General features: G+C 59.1%; 17 protein-coding genes. 5 read left to right on the top strand and 12 right to left on the bottom strand.

Features of this window, described 5'->3' with window-relative positions; genetic code table 11:
- Window position 1 precedes the first annotated feature (1 nt).
- Both AACY36_RS22540 and AACY36_RS22535 read right to left on the bottom strand, forming a co-directional pair.
- The gene (locus AACY36_RS22540) at window positions 2–895 is read right to left on the bottom strand and encodes a glycine betaine ABC transporter substrate-binding protein (protein WP_339427167.1); all 894 of its coding nucleotides are present in this window, start codon (window positions 893–895) and stop codon (window positions 2–4) included.
- 19 nt (window positions 896–914) lie between these two features.
- On the bottom strand, window positions 915–1,604 hold the full coding sequence (locus tag AACY36_RS22535) for an ABC transporter permease (RefSeq protein ID WP_339427209.1): 690 nt from the start codon (window positions 1,602–1,604) through the stop codon (window positions 915–917).
- 359 nt (window positions 1,605–1,963) lie between these two features.
- Here AACY36_RS22535 and AACY36_RS22530 point away from each other — a divergent pair, with 359 nt between their 5' ends.
- Window positions 1,964–3,547 (top strand): peptide chain release factor 3, encoded by a 1,584-nt coding sequence (locus AACY36_RS22530; protein WP_339417435.1) that lies wholly within the window; start codon window positions 1,964–1,966, stop codon window positions 3,545–3,547.
- 152 nt (window positions 3,548–3,699) lie between these two features.
- Window positions 3,700–3,945, top strand: coding sequence for a hypothetical protein (locus AACY36_RS22525; RefSeq protein WP_339417437.1), 246 nt, complete (start codon window positions 3,700–3,702; stop codon window positions 3,943–3,945).
- A 120-nt stretch (window positions 3,946–4,065) separates the two neighbouring features.
- Here AACY36_RS22525 and AACY36_RS22520 read toward each other — a convergent pair whose 3' ends face one another.
- From AACY36_RS22520 to AACY36_RS22475, 10 genes are all read right to left on the bottom strand, one after another.
- Entirely contained in the window at window positions 4,066–5,037 is a 972-nt protein-coding gene (locus tag AACY36_RS22520) for a peptide ABC transporter ATP-binding protein (protein ID WP_016976250.1), read from the bottom strand.
- Complete coding sequence (locus tag AACY36_RS22515) at window positions 5,037–6,005, bottom strand: ABC transporter ATP-binding protein (RefSeq protein WP_339417438.1); 969 nt, start codon at window positions 6,003–6,005, stop codon at window positions 5,037–5,039. The genes AACY36_RS22520 and AACY36_RS22515 overlap by 1 nt, the downstream gene beginning before the upstream one ends.
- 10 nt (window positions 6,006–6,015) lie before the next feature.
- Window positions 6,016–6,927 carry an ABC transporter permease subunit gene (locus tag AACY36_RS22510; RefSeq protein WP_339417440.1) on the bottom strand — a complete coding sequence of 304 codons (912 nt, stop codon included), beginning with the start codon at window positions 6,925–6,927 and terminating at the stop codon, window positions 6,016–6,018.
- A 10-nt stretch (window positions 6,928–6,937) separates the two neighbouring features.
- Window positions 6,938–7,948, bottom strand: a complete 1,011-nt coding sequence (locus AACY36_RS22505; RefSeq protein ID WP_003171721.1) for an ABC transporter permease subunit — start codon at window positions 7,946–7,948, stop codon at window positions 6,938–6,940.
- A gap of 76 nt (window positions 7,949–8,024) precedes the next feature.
- The gene (locus AACY36_RS22500; protein ID WP_339427165.1) at window positions 8,025–9,620 is read right to left on the bottom strand and encodes an ABC transporter substrate-binding protein; all 1,596 of its coding nucleotides are present in this window, start codon (window positions 9,618–9,620) and stop codon (window positions 8,025–8,027) included.
- Between the two features lie 80 nt (window positions 9,621–9,700).
- Window positions 9,701–11,116 carry an OprD family outer membrane porin gene (locus AACY36_RS22495; RefSeq protein ID WP_339436118.1) on the bottom strand — a complete coding sequence of 472 codons (1,416 nt, stop codon included), beginning with the start codon at window positions 11,114–11,116 and terminating at the stop codon, window positions 9,701–9,703.
- 170 nt (window positions 11,117–11,286) lie between these two features.
- Window positions 11,287–12,831 carry an ABC transporter substrate-binding protein gene (locus AACY36_RS22490; RefSeq protein WP_370467846.1) on the bottom strand — a complete coding sequence of 515 codons (1,545 nt, stop codon included), beginning with the start codon at window positions 12,829–12,831 and terminating at the stop codon, window positions 11,287–11,289.
- A gap of 364 nt (window positions 12,832–13,195) precedes the next feature.
- On the bottom strand, window positions 13,196–14,824 hold the full coding sequence (locus AACY36_RS22485) for an ABC transporter substrate-binding protein (RefSeq protein WP_339427163.1): 1,629 nt from the start codon (window positions 14,822–14,824) through the stop codon (window positions 13,196–13,198).
- A gap of 258 nt (window positions 14,825–15,082) precedes the next feature.
- Window positions 15,083–16,684 (bottom strand): ABC transporter substrate-binding protein, encoded by a 1,602-nt coding sequence (locus tag AACY36_RS22480; RefSeq protein WP_339497598.1) that lies wholly within the window; start codon window positions 16,682–16,684, stop codon window positions 15,083–15,085.
- A gap of 90 nt (window positions 16,685–16,774) precedes the next feature.
- Window positions 16,775–17,488 carry an SIMPL domain-containing protein gene (locus AACY36_RS22475; protein WP_339417447.1) on the bottom strand — a complete coding sequence of 238 codons (714 nt, stop codon included), beginning with the start codon at window positions 17,486–17,488 and terminating at the stop codon, window positions 16,775–16,777.
- Window positions 17,489–17,688: 200 nt separating this feature from the next.
- Between AACY36_RS22475 and AACY36_RS22470 the strand changes: the two genes are divergently transcribed.
- From AACY36_RS22470 to AACY36_RS22460, 3 genes are all read left to right on the top strand, one after another.
- The gene (locus tag AACY36_RS22470; protein WP_314569373.1) at window positions 17,689–18,951 is read left to right on the top strand and encodes an ATP-binding protein; all 1,263 of its coding nucleotides are present in this window, start codon (window positions 17,689–17,691) and stop codon (window positions 18,949–18,951) included.
- Window positions 18,944–19,504, top strand: coding sequence for a response regulator transcription factor (locus AACY36_RS22465; protein ID WP_339417449.1), 561 nt, complete (start codon window positions 18,944–18,946; stop codon window positions 19,502–19,504). The genes AACY36_RS22470 and AACY36_RS22465 overlap by 8 nt, the downstream gene beginning before the upstream one ends.
- Window positions 19,505–19,604: 100 nt before the next feature.
- Window positions 19,605–21,329 carry an ABC transporter ATP-binding protein/permease gene (locus tag AACY36_RS22460; RefSeq protein ID WP_339417451.1) on the top strand — a complete coding sequence of 575 codons (1,725 nt, stop codon included), beginning with the start codon at window positions 19,605–19,607 and terminating at the stop codon, window positions 21,327–21,329.
- Window positions 21,330–21,470 lie beyond the last annotated feature (141 nt).

Here is a 21,470-nt window from a genome sequence, read left to right as displayed (position 1 = left end):
ATTAGTTGATCGGATGTTGGCGCAGGAAATCTGCGGCCACGCTGGACGGGCTTTCATGGTCGACGTCGACGCGTGCGTTCAACTGGCGCATGGTTTCATCGTCGAACAGCGCGGCCAACGGCTTGAGGTCAGCCGCCAGTTGCGGGTGAGCATCGAGGTACGCCTGGCGCACCACCGGCGCGGCGGTGTAGTCGGGGAAGTAATGTTTGTCGTCTTCCAGCAGCTTCAATTTGAAGGCACTTAGGCGACCGTCGGTGGTGTAGACCAAACCGGCAAACACCTGGCCATTACGTAGCGCGGTATAGACCAGGCCGGCGTCCATCTGGCGTGTGTTTTCGCGGGTCAGGTTCATGTCGTACAGCTTGACCATGCCGTCCATACCGTCGGAGCGGTTAGCGAACTCTGTGTCAAGGGCCACCAGGCGTGTACCTGTGGTGGTTTGCGCCAGGGCTTGGGTCAAGTCGCTGATGGTGTTGATCTGCGGAAATTCCTTGGCCACGTTTTCTGGCAGCGCCAACGCGTAGGTGTTACTGAATTTCGACGGCGACAGCCAGGCGAGGCCTTTTTTCGCGTCGAGTTCCTTCACTCGTGCGTAGGACTGTTCGCTGTTGAGTTTCTCGTCCACATGGTTGTAATTCACCAGTGACACCCCGGTGTATTCCCAGAGCATATCCAGTTGCCCGCTTTCCTGGGCACTGCGTGCCAGATTGCTACCCAGGCCGCCGGTTACGCGCGTGTCGTAGCCCTTGGTGCGCAGGTACTGGGCAGTGATTTCGGCGAGCAAGGTCTGCTCGGTGAAGACGCGGGCGCCGATGCGGATCACCGGCTTTTCAGCGGCTTGCGCAAAACCTGCGAACAGCAGGACGCAGCTCAATATCAAGGTCAGTTTTTTCATGTTGGTTCCTGTTTCAGGCCTAAGACGGACGCAACCCGCGTTCCAGCCAGAGGCGGCTGGTCATAGTCACCAAAGCGTCGAGCAGCAATGCCAACAACGCGGTGCATGCGGCACCGAGCAGCAACTGCGAGTGGTTGTTCAGGGCTATGCCAGGGAAGATCAGGCTGCCGAGGCTGTTGGCGCCAATCAGGAACGCCAGCGGTGCCGTCCCCACATTGATCGCCAGGGCCACGCGTACACCGCCGATGATGATTGGGACAGCGTTGGGCAGTTCCACGCGAAACAGCACCTGGCGCGGCGTCATGCCAATGCCGGTGGCGGCTTCTTTCAGGGAGCCCTGGACGTTTTTCAGGCCTTCGTAGGTGTTGCGCACGATGGGCAGTAGGGAAGCGAGGAACAGCGCGAAGATCGCCGGCCCGCTGCCGATGCCGAGGACGCCCAGGGCGATGGCCAGTACGGCCAGGGGCGGGACGGTGTTGCCGATGTTGAAGATCTGCATGAAGCGTTCTGCGCGCCCAGCCATGTTCGGTCGGCTTAGCAGGATACCGGCGGGGATGCCCACAATCAGGGCGGCCAGCATGGAGACAAGCACCAGGATCAAATGAGCTTGCAGGTAAAACAACAAATCGCCGTGGTACCGTTCGATCGTGTCTATGCCGATCCAGTGGACCAGCAGGGCCAGGAGAGCGACGACAACCGCTCCTCCCATAAGCCCTTTGCCATAGCGAATAGCCACAGGCGGACTCCTTTTTTTCTTCTGTCGGCGTCCACATTTCCGAGCGGCAATGCCATTGCTGGCTGCCTCTGAATGTGGTCGCGAAATGCAGCTCGCCGATACCGGCAACGCGGTATGCGATCGAGCCATGAGCGCAGCCTCGTCAGGCTAACTTGCTGATTTATCAGCCCCTGTTCCGAGTACGGCATGAGGGGAGTGGACGTCTCTACCTTTTAAAAGGTTCCACACTTGGCAGCATTTAGCCACCCCCAATGGGCTGAACGGTGGTCTGGCCGCCTGGGTTTGCGCTATACTCGCCGCCCTTTTTTGACTCACCTGCCAGGCGATTTCCCATGACCCACCAGGCCGCCGAAGTCGCGAAACGCCGCACTTTCGCCATTATTTCCCACCCCGATGCCGGTAAAACCACCATCACCGAGAAGCTGTTGCTGATGGGCAAGGCAATCGCGGTGGCAGGCACGGTGAAATCCCGCAAATCCGACCGCCATGCCACCTCTGACTGGATGGAAATGGAAAAACAACGGGGTATCTCCATTACCACGTCGGTCATGCAGTTCCCGTATCGCGACCACATGGTCAACCTGCTCGACACCCCGGGCCACGAAGACTTCTCCGAAGACACCTATCGCACCCTGACCGCGGTCGACTCCGCGTTGATGGTTCTCGACGGCGGTAAAGGTGTCGAGCCACGGACCATCGCGCTGATGGACGTGTGCCGTCTGCGTGATACGCCGATCGTCAGCTTCATCAACAAACTCGACCGCGACATCCGCGACCCGATCGAGCTGTTGGATGAAATCGAAGCCGTCTTGAAGATCAAGGCCGCGCCGATCACCTGGCCGATTGGTTGCTACCGCGACTTCAAGGGCGTGTACCACCTGGCCGATGATTACATCATTGTCTACACCGCCGGCCACGGTCACGAGCGCACCGACGTCAAGATCATCGAGAAACTCGATTCGGACGAAGCCCGCGCCCACCTGGGTGACGAGTACGACCGCTTCGTCGACCAGTTGGAACTGGTGCAGGGCGCCTGCCATGAATTCAACCAGCAAGAATTCCTCGACGGTCAGCTGACCCCGGTGTTTTTTGGGACGGCCTTGGGTAACTTCGGTGTCGACCACGTGCTCGACGCCGTGGTGGACTGGGCACCCAAACCCCTGGCCCGCGTTGCCAACGAGCGCACCGTTGAGCCTGTTGAAGAGAAATTCACCGGCTTCGTGTTCAAGATCCAGGCGAACATGGACCCGAAACACCGCGACCGTATTGCCTTCATGCGCATCTGCTCCGGTAGATACGAAAAAGGCATGAAGATGCGCCACGTGCGCACCGGCAAGGACTTGCGTATCGGCGACGCCCTGACGTTCTTCTCCTCCGAGCGTGAACAGCTCGAAGAAGCCTACGCCGGCGACATTATCGGTCTGCACAACCACGGCACCATCCAGATCGGCGACACCTTCACCGAAGGCGAAGCGCTGGGCTTCACCGGTATCCCGCACTTCGCCCCGGAACTGTTCCGCCGCGTGCGCCTGCGCGACCCGCTGAAATCCAAGCAACTGCGCCAAGGCTTGCAGCAACTCGCGGAAGAGGGTGCCACCCAGGTGTTCTTCCCCGAGCGCAGCAACGACATCATCCTCGGCGCCGTCGGTGTGCTGCAGTTCGATGTGGTCGCCAGCCGCCTGAAAGAGGAATACAAGGTCGAGTGCTCCTACGAGCCGATCACCGTGTACTCCGCGCGCTGGATCGATTGCAGCGATAAGAAGAAGTTGGAAGAGTTCTCCAACAAGGCCGTGGAAAACCTGGCGATCGACGGCGGTGGTCACCTGACCTACCTGGCGCCGACGCGGGTCAACCTGGCGCTGATGGAAGAGCGCTGGCCGGATGTGAAATTCCGTGCGACGCGTGAGCATCACTAAGGTCTGAGCGATATATAAGAGGGCGAAGCTGTGATGGCTTCGCCCTTTTTTATCGGCTTTTGATCGTTCCCTCGCAGAGCGTGGGAACGATCAATTGGCGAGAACCCTGCATCGGGTCTAGCTTTCACACATTGACTGCGAAGGAGACCACCGTGCGAAATGCTCGATACGCTATTTGTCTGATGTTATTGGCAGGCCCGGGGCTGACAACGCTCCCGGCACTGGCCGGCGATGGCACGCCCCAATGGAAGGACACCGGCCCTGTCACCAAGAGAAAGGCCAACGAGGTCAATTCCGGCAGTTGGAAACCGCAGCCCCAGCCCACAGACGTTAAAGATCCGGAAAACCCGATCAACGAAGGCGAAGACAGTGCGACCTTTGATGACGGCGAAACCTGAGACGCGGCGCCAACCCAAAAAGAAGCCCTACCCGCCAGGCTGATGCGCAACCTGATGGGAAGGGCTGTAGAACACGTGCAATGCCCTGAGCTCAAGACTCAGGGCATTTTTGTTGCAGGGTCAGGCGACAAACTGCTCCGCATAGTGGCAAGCCACCTGGCGGTTATCCAAGGCGCGCAGTTGCGGCTCCTCGGTGCTGCACCGCGCAGTTGCGTACGGGCAGCGCTTGTGGAAGGCGCAGCCGGGCGGCGGGTTCAGCGGGTTGGGCAGTTCGCCAACGATTTTGATTTTCGGCTTGTTCGGGTCCGGGTGAATGGTCGGGGTCGCCGACAGCAACGCCTGGGTGTACGGGTGCAGCGGGCGGGCGTAGATGTCTTCCTTGGGGCCGACTTCCACCGGGCGACCGAGGTACATCACCATCACATCATCGGCAACGTGTTGCACCACGGCCAGGTTGTGGGAAATGAACACGTAGGCCGTGTTGAATTCCTGCTGCAGGTCCATGAACAGGTTCAGCACCTGGGCCTGGATCGACACGTCGAGTGCAGACGTTGGCTCATCCGCCACCAGCACTTTCGGTTGCAACATCATCGCGCGCGCGAGGGCGATACGCTGGCGCTGACCACCGGAGAACATGTGCGGGTAACGCTGATAATGCTCAGGGCGCAGGCCCACTTGCTTCATCATCGCCTGCACTTTTTCGCGGCGTTCGGCGGCGGACAGGTTGGTGTTGATCAGCAGCGGCTCGCCGAGTTGATCGCCGACTTTCTGCCGTGGGTTCAATGAGGCGTAGGGGCTTTGGAACACCATCTGCACGTCTTTGCGCAATTGCTTGCGCTGGGCCTTGTCGGCGCCGGCGACTTCCTGGCCGGCGATTTTCAAGGACCCGGAAGATGGCTCCTCAATCAGCGTGAGCGCACGGGCCAGGGTGGATTTGCCGCAACCCGACTCGCCAACAACGGCGAGGGTCTTGCCGGCTTCCAGCTCAAAGGACACGCCATTGAGCGCACGTACCAGAGCATGGCCCTTGAACAGGCCACGGGACACTTCGTAGTGACGGGTAAGGTCGCGGGCGGTAAGAACGACGGCCATTACGCCACCTCCTGGTTCAAGGGGTAGAAGCAGCGCGCGAGGCTGTTGGTTTTCGGGTCAAGGTCAGGACGCTGGGCACGGCAGGATTCCTGCACGTACGGGCAACGTGGTGACAGTAGGCAACCCTGCGGGCGGTCGTAACGACCAGGAACGATACCCGGCAGCGTGGCCAGGCGCGTGGCGCCGAGGCTGTGCTCCGGGATCGCCTTGAGCAGCGCTTCGCTGTAGGGGTGCGCCGGAATGTCGAACAACTGCGGCACCTGGCCGACTTCCACGGCTTGGCCGGCGTACATCACGCACACGCGCTGGGCGGTTTCCGCCACGACCGCGAGGTCGTGGGTGATCAGCACCAGGCCCATGTTCTGTTCTTTCTGCAGGGCCAGCAGCAGTTCCATGATCTGCGCCTGGATGGTCACGTCCAGCGCGGTGGTCGGTTCGTCGGCGATCAGCAGCTTCGGCTCGCCGGCAATCGCCATCGCGATAGCCACACGCTGGCTCATGCCGCCGGACAGTTGGTGCGGGTAGGCGTCCATACGGCTGGCGGCGCCTGGGATTTCAACCTTTTCCAACAGTTCGATGGCACGCTTGCGCGCTTGCTTGCCGGACATCTTCAAATGCAGGCGCAAGACTTCTTCAATCTGGAAACCCACGGTGTAGCTGGGGTTCAGCGCGGTCATCGGGTCCTGGAACACCATCGACAGGTCTTTGCCGACGATCTGGCGACGCTGGCGGTTGCTCAGCTTGAGCATGTCCTTGCCGTCAAAGTTCAGCGCGTCGGCGGTGACGATGCCGGGATGCTCGATCAGGCCCATCAGCGCCATCATGGTCACGGATTTACCCGAACCCGACTCGCCAACGATCGCCAGTACTTCGCCTTTGTCGACCGAAACGTCGAGGCCATCGACCACCGGCACGGCGGTCTTGTCGCCGAAGCGGACGTTGAGATTCTTGATTTCTAACAGTGACATGGGAATCTCCTCAGGCGGCGTTCTTGAGTTTCGGGTCCAGCGCATCGCGCAGGCCGTCACCCATCAAGTTGATTGCCAGCACGCTGAGCAAAATGGTCAGACCCGGCAGGCTCACCACCCACCAGGCGCGTTCGATGTAGTCACGGGCCGAAGCCAGCATGGTGCCCCACTCCGGGGTTGGCGGTTGAACGCCAAGGCCGAGGAAGCCCAGGGCCGCGGCATCGAGGATCGCCGAGGAGAAACTCAAGGTGGCCTGTACGATCAGCGGCGCCATGCAGTTGGGCAGCACGGTGATGAACATCAAGCGTGGCAGGCCGGCGCCGGCGAGGCGGGCGGCGGTCACGTAGTCGCGGTTCAGTTCGCCCATTACCGCAGCGCGGGTCAGACGCACGTAGGACGGCAACGAGACGATAGCGATGGCGATCACAGTGTTGATCAGGCCAGGGCCGAGGATCGCGACAATGGCAACGGCCAGCAGCAGCGAGGGCAAGGCCAGCATGATGTCCATCAAACGCATGATGGTCGGGCCGAGCAAGCGCGGGAAGAACCCGGCGAACAGACCCAGCAGGATCCCCGGGATCAGCGACATCACCACCGACGACAAACCGATCAGCAACGACAGACGCGAGCCCTGAATCAGGCGCGAGAGCAAATCACGGCCCAATTCGTCGGTGCCCAACAGAAATTGCATCTGCCCGCCTTCCAGCCAGATCGGCGGTGTCAGCAGGAAGTCGCGGTACTGCTCGCTTGGGTTATGCGGCGCAACCCAGGGCGCGAAGATCGCGCAGAACACGATCAGCAACATGAACAACAGGCCGGCAACCGCGCCCTTGTTCTTGGAGAAGGCTTGCCAGAATTCTTTGTACGGAGACGGGTACAGCAGGCTTTGATCGACTGCTGACACTGGAGTAGGTGTGGTCATGGTCATGATCTCAGCGCTGGTGACGGATGCGTGGGTTGGCGAAGCCGTAGAGGATATCCACCACGAAGTTCACCAGGATCACCAGGCAGGCGATCAGCAGAATGCCGTTTTGCACCACCGGGTAGTCTCGTGCGCCAATGGCTTCGATCAGCCATTTGCCGATGCCGGGCCACGAGAAGATGGTTTCGGTCAAGACCGCACCGGCCAGCAGCGTGCCGACTTGCAGGCCGACCACGGTCAATACCGGGATCAGCGCGTTACGCAGGCCGTGCACGAACACCACGCGCGCCGGCGACAGGCCCTTGGCCTTGGCGGTGCGGATGTAGTCTTCGCGCAGTACTTCGAGCATCGACGACCGGGTCATCCGCGCGATCACTGCCAGCGGGATGGTGCCAAGCACGATGGCCGGCAGGATCAGGTGGTGCAGTGCATCCCAGAATGCGTCCGGCTCGTCAGCCAGCAGGGTGTCGATCAGCATGAAGCCGGTGCGCGGCTCGATGTCGTAGAGCAGGTCGATACGCCCGGAAACCGGAGTCCAGCCCAGGCTCACCGAGAAGAACATGATCAGGATCAGGCCCCACCAGAAGATCGGCATCGAATATCCCGCCAGGGAGATGCCCATCACCCCGTGGTCGAACAGGGATCCTCGTTTAAGTGCCGCGATCACCCCGGCCAGCAGGCCCAGGATACCGGCGAACAACAGGGCGGCCATGGACAGTTCCAGGGTCGCCGGGAAGAGGGCGGTGAATTCGGTCCACACGCTGGTACGGGTGCGCAGCGATTCGCCAAGGTCGCCTTGGGCGAGCTTGCCGACATAGTCCAGATATTGGGCATACAGCGGCTTGTTAAGGCCAAGGCGTTCCATTGCCTGTGCGTGCATCTCGGGGTCGACTCGTCGTTCGCCCATCATGACTTCGACGGGGTCGCCAGGGATCATGCGAATCAACGCAAACGTCAGCAACGTGATGCCGAAGAACGTGGGGATCAGTAACCCCAGTCGGCGGGCAATAAAACTAAACATCTTGTTGTGTACCTCAATCAGCCGGTTAGGCAGGTCCGGCGCCGTCAATAGCGACGGCGCCGAGCGTTTTTCTTATTTACTTCACCTGGGTGGTGGCGAAGTTATTGTTCGTCAGAGGGCTTTGGGTATAACCCTCGACGTTCTTGCGCATGGCGGTGAACATTTTCGGGTAAGCCATGGGAATCCATGGTTGGTCCTTGTCGAAAACGTCCATTGCTTGTTCATAGAGTGCAGCGCGTTGTGCGGGTTCAGCGACAGCGCGCGCCTTGTCGATCAAGCCTTGAAACTCTTTGTTACACCAGCGCGCGTAGTTTTCGCCGTTTTTCGCTGCATCGCAACTCAGGTTCGGCGTGAGGAAGTTATCCGGGTCCCCGTTATCCCCCGCCCAACCGGCAGAAACCATGTCGTGCTCGCCGCCTTTGGCGCGCTTGAGCATCTCGCCCCATTCCATGACTTTGATATTCACCTTCAGACCAATCTGCGCCAGATCTGCCTGCATGCGCTGTGCGCCGAGCATCGGGTTAGGGTTGGTCGGGCCGCCACCATTCCGAGTGAACAGGGTGAACTCGGTGCCTTCCGGCACCCCGGCTTCCTTGAGCAGGGCGCGGGCCTTGTCCAGGTCGCGCGGTGGGTTTTTCAGCTTGTCGTTGAAACCCAGCAGCGTAGGTGGAAACGGGCCAGTGGCATCGACAGCGTTACCTTTGCCGTACAGCGATTCGTTGTAGCCCTTTTTGTCGAACGCGATGTTGATCGCGTGACGCACCCGCGCGTCGCTCATGTATTTGTGGGTGGTGTTCAGGGCGGTGTAGGCGGTGGTCATCGCCGCCAGTTCATCGACCTTCAGGTTCGGGTCTTTCTTGATGCTGGGCAGGTCATCGGGCTTGGGATACAGCGCGACCTGGCACTCGTTGGCCTTGAGCTTCTGCAGGCGCACGTTGTTGTCGACCGCAATGGCCAGGATCAACGGATCGGCCGGCGGCTTGCCACGGAAGTACTCCGGGTTGGCCTTGAAGCGTACCTGGGCATCTTTCTGGTAGCGGATGAAGATGAACGGGCCTGTGCCGATCGGCTTGCTGTTGAGCTCATCGGTCTTGCCTGCGGCGAGCAGCTTGTCAGCGTATTCAGCGGAGTGGATGGCGGTAAACGGCATCGCGACATCGGCCAGGAACGGTGCTTCAGGGCGAGTCAGGGTGAAGACCACTGTGTGGTCATCAGTCTTCTCGACACTTTTGAGCAGTTCCTTAAAGCCCATGCTTTCGAAATAGGGGAAACCCGTAGCGGATTTGTTATGCCAAGGGTGTTTCGGGTCCAACTGGCGCTGGAAGCTCCAGAGCACGTCATCGGCATTCAAGTTGCGCGTGGGTTTGAAGTAGTCGGTAGTGTGGAACTTGACGTCATCGCGCAAGTGGAACGTATAGGTCAGGCCGTCGTCGCTGATTTCCCAGGACGTGGCGAGCGCGGGAACGATTTCAGTGGTACCAGGCTTGAAGTCCACCAAACGGTTGAACATGGTTTCAGCGGCAGCGTCAGCGGTCACAGCTGTGGTGTACAGGACCGGGTCGAAACCTTCCGGGCTGGCTTCGGTGCAGACCACCAGTGGTTTGGCCGAAACGCCGATCGCCACGCTCAACAGCGCGGCAGCCATGGCGGCTTGTAGTGGGAGCAATTTCATTCGGAGCCCTCTGCAATCGATGGGACCAGACAAACGTAGACGGCGGGCTCGTCCTGAGCCCGCCGTCTACCTGGCGCTAATTAAAGGATGTTGAATGGAACGGTGGTGACCAGACGGAACTCTTTGATGTTGCCATCAGCTTGTTGCGCGCTGGCGCGGTGAGTCACGTAGGTTGCGCGCAAAGTCGTGGCCTTGAGTGGGCCGCTCTGGATCGCGTAGGACGAGCCAACACCGTATTCCTGGTGTTTCTCGCCGTCCATCAGGCGTAAGTCGCTGCGCGAATCACCGGCGGTGCCGTAGGCGGTGCCGTTGTAGTGAGTGCCGTCGATGCCCCAACCGCGAGCCGAGTAGACGTTGAACTTCAGGCCTGGCACGCCGTATTCGGCCATGTTGATGGCGTAGGCGACCTGGAAGGACTTCTCGTTCGGGCTGTTGAAGTCCGAGGTCAAGGAGTTGGCCAGGTAGATGCCGTTGGTTTCGTGCAGGTAGTCGAAGTACTCGTCACCGTTAACTTCCTGGTACGAGAAGGTCAGGCTGTGAGCCTGGTGGGTCAGCCCCAGGGACAACGAGTAAGTGTCGTTGTCGATGTTGCCCATCTTCTTGCTGCCGGTATCGGTGGTTTTGTAGTAGTTCAGGCCGGTGGTGAGTGCCAGGGTTTGTGCATCACCCAATTCATGGGTTGCACCGAAGTAGTACTGGTTCCAGAAGTCTTCGACGTTAGCCGCGAAAACGCTGGTTTTCAGGCTCTTGAACGGCTGGTAGTTGAAGCCCAAGGTTTTGACTTTGTCGGTTTCCTGGCCATTGCCGTATTCGGAACGGAATTTCGACAGGCTCTGTTCGGTACGCGGCGAAACGCGATCGAAGATACCGCCCTGGAAGGACAGGTTGCTCAGCTCTTCGCTGTTGAAGCTCACACCTTCGAAGCTCGAAGGCAGGGCACGGTTGCCGATGGTGTCGACGATGCCGCTGCTGAAGTTCTGACGACCGGCGGTCAAGGTGGTGTTGGACACACGGAACTTGACGTTGGCCAGGCCCAGTTTGCTCCACTGATCTACTGCGTCACCGTAGGCGTGAGCCAGGGTACGGTTGGAGCCACCGGCGATGTCTTTTTGGTCGCGGTCCAACGCGATGTAGTTGTAGGCAGCCACTTCGGTGCTGACGCCAACGGTGCCTTGGGTGAAGCCCGAGGTGTAGTTGAGGATAGTACCTTGGGCCCAGTTGTAGCGGCGGGAGACACGGGTCGATCTCTCTGCGGCTTCATCTGCAGCATTTTTGTAGTAGCTGAACTTCTGGCCACGAAATTTCATTTCGTTGGAGTACCAGTTACGGGTAGTACCGCCCAGGCTTTGACCGTCGATAAAGCCTTTGGCCTCGCTTTGCGCGCTGGTGCCGGCCAGGGTAGTCGGAACGAAGTCCTGGCTCACGGGTTCAGCGTAGGCGGTGGCCGTGATGCTGCTGATGGCCAGGGCCAGAAGCGCTTTGCTGCTCAGTTTCATGAATGAAGCTCCTTTGGTTCTCTTTTTAATGCCGGTCTTTTTTGGTGATCCGGCTATTGGGTGTGTAACTCGTTCAAGCCTATGCAAACGTTTGCCGTAGGAAAAATCCTAATAGAAGGCCGCACGTTTGCAGCAAGGCGATGTTCGCCCTGCGCAATCCGGTTATTTTCTTATGGGGTGATACTGACGCCCGAGAACACGTTGCGGCCGAAGGGGCTCACTTTGAAACCTTCGACTTTGGTGCTTAACGGCTGGTTGACCGTCGAGTGGGCGACTGGCGTGATGGGCACCTGCTGCTTGAGCAGTTGCTGCGCCTGTTTGTACAGAACAGTTCTTTGTTCGCGGTCGGTCACGACCTTGGCTTGCTTGATCAACTTGTCGTACGCCGGGTCACACCACATGGAGTAGTTGTTCCCGCCGATGGCGTCGCAGCTATAAAGAGTGCCCAGCCAGTTGTCCGGGTCACCATTGTCGCCGGTCCAGCCGATCAGGCTGATGTCGTGCTCACCGTTCTTGGTGCGCTTGATGTATTCGCCCCACTCGTAGCTGACGATCTTGACCTTGAGGCCGATTTTGGCCCAGTCGCTTTGCAGCATCTCGGCCATCAGCTTGGCGTTGGGGTTGTACGGCCGTTGTACCGGCATTGCCCACAAGGTGATCTCGGTACCTTCCTTCACGCCGGCGGCCTTGAGCAGTTCCTTGGCTTTTTCCGGGTTGTAGGCGGCGTCCTTGATGCTGTCGTCGTAGGACCATTGCGTCGGCGGCATGGCGTTGACCGCCAGTTGCCCCGCGCCCTGGTACACGGCATTCAGAATGCTCTGCTTGTTTACCGCCATGTCCAGCGCCTGGCGCACTTCGAGCTGGTCGAATGGCTTGTGGCGCACGTTGTAGGCGATGTAGCCGAGGTTGAAGCCTGGCTTGGTCAGCAGTTGCAGGTTCGGGTCCGCCTTGAGGGCGTCCACGTCAGCCGGGCGCGGATGCAGGGTTACCTGGCATTCGCCGGCCTTGAGTTTTTGCACCCGCACCGAAGCGTCGGTGTTGATGGCGAAGATCAACTGGTCGAGCTTGACCCGGCTCGGGTCCCAGTACTGTTTGTTGGCCAAATAACGGATCTGCGAATCTTTCTGATAGCGCTGGAAAACGAAGGGGCCAGTGCCGATCGGCTTCTGGTTGATATCGCTCGGCTTACCGCTCTTGAGCAACTGCTCGGCGTATTCGGCCGACAGGATCGCAGCGAAACTCATGGCAATGTTCTGCACGAACGCAGCGTCGACCGTGTTCAAGGTCATCACCACGGTGTGCGGGTCGGTTTTCTCGACCTTGGCAATGTTCTTGTTCAGGCTCATCCCGTTGAAGTACGGAAACTCGGTTGGGTAGGCCTTGCGAAACGGATGCTCAGGGTCAAGCATGCGGTTGAACGTGAACAGCACGTCGTCAGCATTGAAGTCCCGCGTTGGCTTGAACTCCTTGTTGCTGTGGAACTTCACCCCTTCGCGCAGGTGGAAGGTGTACGTCAGGCCGTCTTCGGAAATATCCCACTTGGTAGCCAGCCCGGGCACCACATTGGTCGCGCCTTTTTCAAACTCAACCAAGCGGTTGTACAGCGGCTCGGCCGCATCGTTATCGGTGGCGGTGGTGTATTGCGCGGTGTCAAAACCTGCTGGGCTGCCTTCCGAGCAGAACACCAGGCTCTTCTTGTCGGCGGCTTGGCCCATCGTGGCCACAGCCAGCAGGCTGGTGCCAAATATTGCGGATAGAGCGGTGGTATGGCGCATGACGATCCCGATCCTTGTTTGTAGTTGTCATCAGCGAGCAATCACCTTGGCGTTCGGCCAGGGGGACATCACTGATCCCACACGCAGCAAGTACCCTTCCGAGGTTGGTGCCTCTGCTGTCCTACGACGTTATGGGTCGCGGACCTGGCAGTAAATGCACCAAATCGGATTGACCTTGTAGGTAACGGAGTCGCGCATCGCAGTTCGCTGCTGTAGGACGCAACGATTGCAAGCGTGGTCCGTTTCCTACGGGTCAGGCGGATGCAATAACGGCGACGTTATGCAACGTCGCCGTTATTGGTCCTTACTTGCCGCTGACGCTCACGCCGTAGAAGGAGTTCAAGCCAAACGGGCTGATCTTGAAGTCCTGCACGGTGTTGCGCATGGGTTGATACACCGTCGAGTGCGCGATAGGTGTCATCGGGACAGCATCTTTGAGGATATGTTGCGCCTGCTTGTACAGCTCGGTGCGTTTGGCGACATCCGACGTAGCCTTGGCTTCTTTCACGATGCCGTCGAATTTCTTGTCGCACCATTTGGAAAAGTTGTTACCCGACAGCGAGTCGCAGCCGAACAGCACGTTCAGCCAGTTGTCCGGATCACCATTGTCACCGCTCCAGCCAATGATCATGGCCTGGTTCTCGCCACCTTTGGAGCGCTTGATGTACTCGCCCCACTCGTAGCTGGTAATTTTTACGTTGAGACCGATCTTCTTCCAGTCGTTTTGCAGCATTTCAGCCATCAGCTTGGCGTTCGGGTTGTACGGACGCTGAACTGGCATGGCCCACAGAACGATTTCGGTACCTTCCTTGACGCCGGCTTCCTTGAGCAGCGCCTTGGCTTTCTCAGGGTCGAACTTGGCGTCCTTGATGGTGGTGTCATACGACCATTGGGTCGGTGGCATGGCGTTCACGGCCAGTTGGCCAGCGCCCTGGTACACGGAGTCGATGATCTGCTGCTTGTTCACCGACATGTCCAGCGCCTGGCGCACGCGCAGGTCGGCCAGCGGGTTTGGCTGGTCGCTGCCCTTGACCTTGTCCATAACGTTGTAGGCGATGTAACCCAGGTTGAAACCGGCCTGGTGCGGCAGTTTCAAGTCCTTGTCTTCACCCAGCGCCTTGAGGTCGGCCGGGCGTGGGAACAAGGTGATCTGGCATTCGTTTTTCTTGAGTTTCTGGATACGCACCGACGGGTCGGTGGTGATGGCGAAGATCAGGTTGTCGATCTTCACGTCTTCAGGTTTCCAGTAGTCCTTGTTGCCGGTGTAACGAATGTTCGAGTCTTTCTGGTAGCTCTTGAACACGAACGGGCCAGTGCCGATTGGCTTCTGGTTGATGTCCGCAGGCTTGCCTTCCTTGAGCAGTTGAGCGGCGTATTCAGCCGACTGGATCGAGGCGAAGCTCATTGCCAGGTTCTGGATGAACGCGGCGTCCACAGTGCCAAGGGTGAACTTGACGGTGTGCTCATCGACTTTCTCGATGTTCTTGATGTTGGTGTCCATCCCCATGTCCGTGAAGTACGGGAACTCAGTGGGGTAGGCTTTGCGGAACGGATCGTCCTTGTTGATCATGCGGTTGAACGTGAACAGCACGTCATCGGCGTTGAAGGTACGGGTCGGCTTGAAGTACGAGGTGGTGTGGAACTTGACGCCATCACGCAGGTGAAAGGTGTAGGTCAAGCCATCCGAGGACACGTCCCAGCTGGTGGCCAGCCCAGGAATCACAGCGGTGCCGCCGCGTTCGAACTGGGTCAGGCGGTTGAACATGGTTTCGGCCGAGGCATCGAAGTCTGTTCCGGTGGTGTACTGGCCTGGATCAAAACCGGCCGGGCTCCCTTCGGAGCAGAACACCAGGTTAGTCGCCGCTTGGGCGAAAGGTGCCGCGGCCATTAGGCCAGCGCTAACAATTAACGGAATGACTGCGTTTCTAAGCATGTTGGCCTCATGATTTGTTGTCATTTTTGATGGTGAGGGCGACCTCGTGAGTCGGCCTGCGGATACTTATGCAGGCGCCATACCCATTGCAAGATGCTGAACCGTTCCGAGGGTGAAAGAGTGGTACGAACGTACAGGAATGTCGCAATTATGAAAGTTTGTACATATTTGCGCATATTTCGAGGGTTTTTTCGGTGCAAGCAGCGCACTAAAAAAGACCAACCGAGGCGTCTGGCGCACTCGGTTGGGGCGTTGCTGTTACTTATCTAGACTCACGCCATAGAACGGCGTCAACCCGAAGGGGCTGATCTTGAAGTCTTTGACTTCCTTGCGTATGGGTTGGAAAACCGTCGAATTCGCGATAGGTGTTATAGGTACTTGTTCCTTAAGGATTTTCTGTGCCTGTTGATACCACTTGATGCGCTGCTCGCGGTCATTGCTGATCTTGGCTTGTTGAACGAGTTTGTCGTACGCCGGGTTACACCATTTAGCGTAGTTGCTGCCCTTGACCGCGGCACAACTGTAGAGCACGCCAAGCCAGTTATCCGGGTCGCCATTGTCGCCCGTCCAGCCATAAATCATCGCGTCGTGCTCGCCGTTTTTGGCGCGCTTGATGTATTCGCCCCATTCATAGCTGACGATGTTGGCCTTGATGCCAATTTTTGCCCAATCCTGTTGAATCATTTGGGCCGACATGCGCGCATTCGGATTGGACGCGCGCTGGACGGTCATTGCCCACAGGTTGATGGTCGTACCTGGTGCAACCCCTGCTTCTTTTAGTAGCGCTTTGGCCTGGGTCGGGTCGTAGGGCGCGTCCTTGATCGCGGGGTCATAAGACCACTGCGCAGGTGGGAGTGCATTCTGCGCCAATTGCCCGGCGCTCTGGTACACGGCTTTGATAATCGCGGGCTTGTCGATCGCCATGTCCAGGGCCTGGCGCACCTTGAGCTGGTCAAGCGGCGGATGGGTCACGTTGTAGGCCAAAAAGCCCAAGTTGAAACCGGCTTGCTGCAGCACGCGCAAGTTCGGGTCCTGCTTCATCACTTCGATGTCGGCGGGGCGTGGATAGCCGCTGACCTGACATTCGCCGGCCTTGAGCTTTTGCAGGCGTGACGCGGCATCCGGGGTAATGGCGAACACGAGGTTGTCGAGTTTCACATCTTCGGGCTTCCAGTACTGTTTGTTGGCCACGTAGCGGATCTGCGAATCCTTCTGGTAGCGCTTGAACACAAACGGCCCAGTGCCCACCGGCCTCTGGTTGATGTCGGAGGCTGTGCCTTGTTTGAGCAGTTGCGCGGCGTACTCGGCGGATTGCACTGAAGCGAAGCTCATGGCCAGGTTCTGCACGAACGACGCATCGACGTTGTTCAGGTTGAAGCGCACGGTGTGTTCGTCGAGTTTGTCGACGCTCTTGATCGTGGTGTTCAAGCCCATGTCGGTGAAGTAAGGCGACTCGGAAGGGTAGGCCTTGCGGAACGGGCTTTCGGCATCCAGCAGGCGATTGAAGGTGAACAGCACGTCATCCGCGTTGAAGTCGCGGGTAGGCGTGAAGAAATCCGTGGTGTGGAACTTGACGCCATCGCGCAGGTGGAAGGTATACGTCAGGCCGTCCTTGGAAACATCCCAACTTGTCGCCAGGCCAGGTTCGACTTCGGTGCCACCGCGCTTGAACTGGGTCAGGCGGTTGAACACGGTTTCGGCAGATGCATCAAAATCGGTGCCGCTGGTGTACTGGCTGGGATCAAAACCGGCGGGGCTGGCTTCGGAGCAGTAGACCAGGGTGCTGGCCGCCTCGGCCAACGGCATAAAGGCCAGCAGGCCTGCGGCGAGGAGGAGCGGTGTTAAGGCGATTCTTTCCATGCAGACCCCTGAAGTGACAGGCATACATAAGCTGCCCAAACGAAAACGGCGTCACCGAGGGTAACGCCGTTCAGGTTTGTCAGGTAGGGGTCACTGCATCTGCACTTCGATCACGCCATCGGCACTCATGGTCACTTGGCTGGTGCCGGCTTCGACCTCCGGTGTCGGTGCCGAATCGGCCATCGCTGCCTTCATCATCATGCCGCCACGGGCATAAGGCGTTGGGTAGCCGTTGGTGTTGAAGTTCAAGTTGACGATCTTGTAGCCCTTGCCGCCCAATGCATCGGTGGCCAGTTGCGCGCGAGCCTTGAAGGCGGCAACCGCATCCTTGAGCAGTGCATCTTCACTGGACTTGCGCGTGGCGTCGGCGATGGCGAAGTCCATGCTGTCCATTTTCAGGGTGGTCAGCAGTTCGCCGGTGAGCTTGGACAGCGCCGGGAAGTCCGCGCTTTCCAGGCGCAGTTCGGCACGCTCACGCCAGCCGGTGATCTTCTGGTTCTTGTTGTCGTAGATCGGGTAGCTGTTACGGCTGCCTTGGCGCAGGGTCACGGCTTTGACTTCGCGGGCCTGGCCGAGGGCCTTGTTCATCGTTTCAGTGATTTCGGCGGCGAGTTTGGCCGGGTCGCTGTTCTGGGATTCTGTGTACAGCGTGACGATCATCTTGTCGCGGGCCACTTCCTGGCTGGCCTCGGCGCGCAGGGAGATCTGGTTGTAATGCAGCTCATCGGCAGCCAGGGCCGGAAGGCTGGCCAGGGCGCTGACGCTGAGCGTGATAACGGCTGCACTGCGAGTGAAACGAGACATGAAAGCTCCTTGGGATGTTCGTGTTCGGTAAGACTGTAGACGATGGCGTTGGGTTCTTCGGGTTTAGGAATTAGAAAAAAAACAGCTGCAAGTTTCAAGCGGCGGCGCCCACTGCGTCAAAGAGCCACACACCCAATGCCCAAGGCGCCGCTTCGTTTATACTCCTGCCGATCCGCCTGCAGCGCTCACCGGGAGAGCTCATGCTCGCCGCCGTAAAACTGACTTCCGCCACCCGCCAGAACCTCTGGCGCCTGACGTTCATACGTACCCTGGTACTGGCCGCACAAGCCGGCTCCGTGGGGCTTGCCTATTGGTTTGACCTGCTGCCACTGCCCTGGCTGCAACTGGGCGTAACCCTCGGGTTTTCCATCGTCCTTTGTGTGTTTACCGCGATCCGCTTGCGTACCACCTGGCCGGTCACCGAGCTGGAATACGCGCTGCAACTGGCCTGCGATCTGTTTATCCACAGTGTGTTGCTGTATTTCTCCGGTGGTTCCACCAACCCGTTTGTGTCTTATTACCTGGTGCCACTGACCATTGCCGCCGTGACCTTGCCGTGGCGCTACTCGGTGGTGCTGTCGGGCATCGCGCTGACCCTGTATACGTTGCTGCTGGCGCAGTTCTACCCGCTGCAAACTTTTCCTATCGCCCGCGAAAACCTGCAAATCTACGGGATGTGGCTGAGTTTTGCCCTGTCTGCTGCGGTCATCACCTTCTTCGCCGCACGCATGGCCGAAGAACTGCGGCGCCAGGAAGAACTGCGCGCCATTCGCCGTGAAGAGGGCCTGCGCGACCAACAACTGCTGGCCGTCGCCACCCAAGCCGCCGGCGCCGCCCATGAATTGGGTACGCCGTTGGCCACCATGAGCGTGCTGCTCAAGGAAATGACCCAAGACCATCACGACCCGGCCCTGCAAGATGACTTGAGCGTGTTGCAGGAGCAGGTCAAGCAGTGCAAGCAGACCTTGCAGCAACTGGTGAGGGCCGCCGAAGCCAATCGCCGCCTGGCGGTGGAGATGCAGGATGTGACCCAGTGGCTCGACGAAGCGCTGAACCGCTGGCACCTGATGCGCCCCGAAGCCAGTTACCGTTTTCATCTGCTGGGGCAGGGCAGCGTGCCGCGCATGGCGCCGCCGCCGGATTTGACCCAGGCCTTGCTCAACCTGCTGAACAACGCCGCCGACGCCTGCCCCGAAGGCCTGGGCGTACAGTTGGATTGGGATGCCGAAAACGTGACCATCAGTATTCGTGACCACGGTGCAGGTGTGCCGCTGGCGATTGCCGAGCAGATCGGTAAACCGTTCTTTACCACCAAGGGCAAAGGCTTCGGCCTCGGCCTGTTTTTGAGCAAGGCCAGCGTGACCCGCGCGGGCGGCTCAGTGAAACTCTATAGTCATGAGGAAGGCGGTACGCTCACCGAGCTGCGCCTGCCCCGTGTCGCACGAGGAGATATCGATGAGTGACGAGATCCAAGTCGAAGGCGAAGAACTGCCGCACCTGTTGCTGGTAGATGACGACGCCACCTTTACCCGCGTGATGGCGCGCGCCATGAGCCGTCGTGGTTTCCGCGTCAGCACCGCAGGTTCCGCCGAAGAGGGCCTGATCATCGCCCAGGCCGACTTGCCGGACTACGCTGCGCTTGACCTGAAAATGGACGGTGACTCCGGCCTGGTGCTGTTGCCCAAGCTGCTGGAGCTCGACCCGGAAATGCGTGTGGTGATCCTCACCGGCTACTCCAGCATTGCCACTGCCGTCGAAGCCATCAAGCGCGGCGCGTGCAACTACCTGTGCAAGCCGGCAGACGCTGACGACGTACTGGCCGCCTTGCTGTCCGAGCACGCTGACCTCGACACCCTGGTGCCGGAAAATCCGATGTCGGTGGACCGCTTGCAGTGGGAGCACATCCAGCGCGTGCTGACCGAGCACGAAGGCAATATATCCGCCACTGCCCGTGCCCTGGGCATGCATCGCCGCACCTTGCAGCGTAAGTTGCAGAAGCGCCCGGTACGTCGCTGAACCTAAGCTGAACAGTCTGCTTCAGGCCGCACAGAGCCCTGAACCGATCACTTATGATCGGTTCATACGCCTGTGACCTTATCCCTACCGAGCCTGAACGATGAATCAGAACGCTGAGTACTCCGCGGTCAACGACGCGGTGCGTGGGCAATTTTTACGGCGGGTGTGGGGGCTGATCACGCCTTATTGGCGCAGTGAAGAGAAGGGCAAAGCCTGGCTGCTGCTGTTGGTGGTGCTGGGGCTTTCGCTGTTCAGCGTCGCCGTGTCGGTATGGTTCAACAGCTGGAACCGCGATTTCTATAACGCCCTGGAGCACAAGGACTACGACGCCTTCACCCATCTGCTGATGTACTTCAGCGTGATTGCGGTAGTAGCAATCGTGACCGGTGTGTTCACCTCCTATTTGCAACAGATGCTCACCATCCGCTGGCGCCGCTGGCTGACGGAAACCTACTTTGCCCAATGGCTGAGCCACAAGAATTACTACCATCTGGAATACGGCGGCTACACCGATAACCCCGACCAGCGTATCTCCGAAGACCTCAACGCCTTTACCAGCAGCACCCTCAACCTGGGGCTGGGTTTTATCAGCAACCTGGTGAGCCTGGTGTCGTTCTCGGTGATTCTGTGGGGCGTGTCCGGCAGTATCGAAGTGTGGGGCATCACTATTCCCGGCTACATGTTCTGGGCGGCGCTGGTTTACGCGGTGGTCGGCAGTTGGTTGACCCACTTGATTGGTCGAAAACTGATCGGCCTGAGCAACCGTCAACAACGGTTTGAGGCCGACTTGCGTTTCAGCCTGGTGCGGGTGCGCGAAAACGCGGAAAGCATCGCGCTGATCAATGGCGAGCGCAACGAACACCAGCAATTGAGTGCGCGTTTCGGGCGGGTGTGGAGCAATTTCTGGAGCATCATGCAGCTCAAGAAGCGCCTGAATTTCTTTACCAGTGGTTACTCCCAGATCGCGATCATCTTTCCCTTTGTGGTCGCGGCGCCGCGTTATTTTTCCGGCAAAATCGAACTGGGCGTACTGATGCAGGTGGCCCAGGCGTTTGGCAGTGTTCAGGGCAGCCTCAGTTGGTTTGTCGACGCCTATACGATGCTGGCCAGTTGGCGCGCCACCTGTGATCGTCTGCTGAGTTTCGGCCAGGCCATGCAAGACAACGAAAACCGCACCATGGGCATTGGCTTGCAATATCAAGGCGGTGATTTGCAGGTCGAGGACCTGAGCCTGGACCTCGCCGACGGCCGTCATTTGCTGCAGGGCGCCGACCTGACCGTCGCCGAGGGTGAGCGCTTGATGCTCAGCGGTCGTTCCGGCAGCGGCAAGTCGACCTTGCTGCGGGCCATGGGCAACCTGTGGCCCAACGGCCACGGTAATATTCGCCTGCCGGCCGAGCGCTATCTGTTCCTACCGCAAAAACCGTACTTGCCGATTGGCACGCTGAAGGCGGTGTTGAGTTATCCACAGGACGACAGCGTCTACCCGGCAGAACGTTATGCACAGGCCCTCGAGACGTGCCGTCTACCCCATCTGGTTGCTCGTCTGGACGACGCCAACCACTGGCAGCGCATGCTCTCACCGGGCGAGCAGCAGCGCCTGGCCTTCGCCCGTGCGTTGTTGTATGCGCCGCAATGGCTGTACATGGATGAGGCGACGTCGGCTATGGATGAAGAGGATGAGGCAACGCTGTATCAAGCGTTGATTGATGAGCTGCCGGGGCTGAGCATTGTCAGTGTGGGGCATCGCAGCAGCCTCAAGCGTTTCCATGTGCGGCATGTGCGGATTGAGGGTGGGCGGTTGCAAGAACAACCATTGGCGTAAGGTCAAACTCGGTCAATGTGGGAGGCCCCACTACATCTTCGACGTAGCGCTGTCGCGCATCAAACTGGTTCATCGTAAGGTTATAGAACGCGTGCGGGGCAAAGGCCGTAGCCAGCACTGGTGTGTCAGCACCCGAGTGGG

The sequence above is a fragment of the Pseudomonas sp. EA_15y_Pfl1_P101 genome (assembly GCF_963970835.1).
GTDB classification, from domain to species: domain Bacteria; phylum Pseudomonadota; class Gammaproteobacteria; order Pseudomonadales; family Pseudomonadaceae; genus Aquipseudomonas; species Aquipseudomonas tritici.
Note: the sequence above shows the minus strand (reverse complement) of the source record. Positions and strands in the feature narration are given on the sequence as shown.

Coding starts and splice junctions, on each gene's coding strand:
- AACY36_RS22540 (WP_339427167.1), bottom strand. CDS start 895: ATGAAAAAACTGACCTTGATATTGAGCTGCGTCCTGCTGTTCGCAGGT.
- AACY36_RS22535 (WP_339427209.1), bottom strand. CDS start 1,604: ATGGGAGGAGCGGTTGTCGTCGCTCTCCTGGCCCTGCTGGTCCACTGG.
- AACY36_RS22530 (WP_339417435.1), top strand. CDS start 1,964: ATGACCCACCAGGCCGCCGAAGTCGCGAAACGCCGCACTTTCGCCATT.
- AACY36_RS22520 (WP_016976250.1), bottom strand. CDS start 5,037: ATGGCCGTCGTTCTTACCGCCCGCGACCTTACCCGTCACTACGAAGTG.
- AACY36_RS22515 (WP_339417438.1), bottom strand. CDS start 6,005: ATGTCACTGTTAGAAATCAAGAATCTCAACGTCCGCTTCGGCGACAAG.
- AACY36_RS22510 (WP_339417440.1), bottom strand. CDS start 6,927: ATGACCACACCTACTCCAGTGTCAGCAGTCGATCAAAGCCTGCTGTAC.
- AACY36_RS22505 (WP_003171721.1), bottom strand. CDS start 7,948: ATGTTTAGTTTTATTGCCCGCCGACTGGGGTTACTGATCCCCACGTTC.
- AACY36_RS22500 (WP_339427165.1), bottom strand. CDS start 9,620: ATGAAATTGCTCCCACTACAAGCCGCCATGGCTGCCGCGCTGTTGAGC.
- AACY36_RS22495 (WP_339436118.1), bottom strand. CDS start 11,116: ATGAAACTGAGCAGCAAAGCGCTTCTGGCCCTGGCCATCAGCAGCATC.
- AACY36_RS22490 (WP_370467846.1), bottom strand. CDS start 12,831: ATGGGCCAAGCCGCCGACAAGAAGAGCCTGGTGTTCTGCTCGGAAGGC.
- AACY36_RS22485 (WP_339427163.1), bottom strand. CDS start 14,824: ATGCTTAGAAACGCAGTCATTCCGTTAATTGTTAGCGCTGGCCTAATG.
- AACY36_RS22480 (WP_339497598.1), bottom strand. CDS start 16,684: ATGGAAAGAATCGCCTTAACACCGCTCCTCCTCGCCGCAGGCCTGCTG.
- AACY36_RS22475 (WP_339417447.1), bottom strand. CDS start 17,488: ATGTCTCGTTTCACTCGCAGTGCAGCCGTTATCACGCTCAGCGTCAGC.
- AACY36_RS22470 (WP_314569373.1), top strand. CDS start 17,689: ATGCTCGCCGCCGTAAAACTGACTTCCGCCACCCGCCAGAACCTCTGG.
- AACY36_RS22465 (WP_339417449.1), top strand. CDS start 18,944: ATGAGTGACGAGATCCAAGTCGAAGGCGAAGAACTGCCGCACCTGTTG.
- AACY36_RS22460 (WP_339417451.1), top strand. CDS start 19,605: ATGAATCAGAACGCTGAGTACTCCGCGGTCAACGACGCGGTGCGTGGG.